The organism is Arthrobacter sp. Y3223164 (assembly GCF_059091005.1).
This window is the reverse complement of the sequence record NZ_JBNHGF010000789.1, coordinates 1-576: the sequence shown is the minus strand read 5'-3', so window position 1 is coordinate 576 and position 576 is coordinate 1. Positions and strand designations below refer to the sequence as shown.

At 73.3% G+C, this 576-nt stretch carries 1 protein-coding gene; it reads left to right on the top strand.

What is annotated here, in order from left to right:
- Positions 1-576 (top strand): phosphotransferase (locus tag AC5RUJ_RS18025; RefSeq protein ID WP_494156489.1); only part of this gene is annotated, 576 nt, incomplete at both ends.

Genomic DNA, 576 nt, shown 5'->3' with positions numbered 1-576 from the left:
GGCCCCGATTGCCTCCGCCGGACCGGCCGACGGCGTGGTGGTGCTCACGGAGGCGAAGGGGGTGCCGCTGGCCCAGGCTTTGATGGACGACGGCGCCGCCAGCCTGGCGCCCGAAACCCTCCTGGCGCTGCTGGATGAGCTCCCGGCCGGTGTGCTGGAACTCTCGCGTCGCCCGGCCTGGGCCGACCGCGCAGCCGACTACGCCAAGGCAGCGGCGGCCGTGCTCCCCGACGAGCAGGACCGGGTGTTTAACCTGGCCGATCGGGTGGAACAGCTGCTGGCGGCCACCGACGCCGGCCCGCTGGTCCCGACGCACGGCGACTTTTACGAGGCGAACCTGCTGGTGGACGGCGGGAAGATTACCGGACTCATGGACGTGGACTCGCTGGGGCCGGGCCATCTGGTGGACGACCTGGCCTGTTTCCTCGGGCACCTGGCCGTGCTGCCCGCCGTGCACCCGGGGTACGTGCATGTCCCGGCGGCGCTGGAACGTTTCGCTGCCGCTTTCGACACCGTGGTGGACCCGGCGGCCCTGCGCGGCCGGGCCGCCGGCGTGGCGCTGTCGCTGGTGGCCGG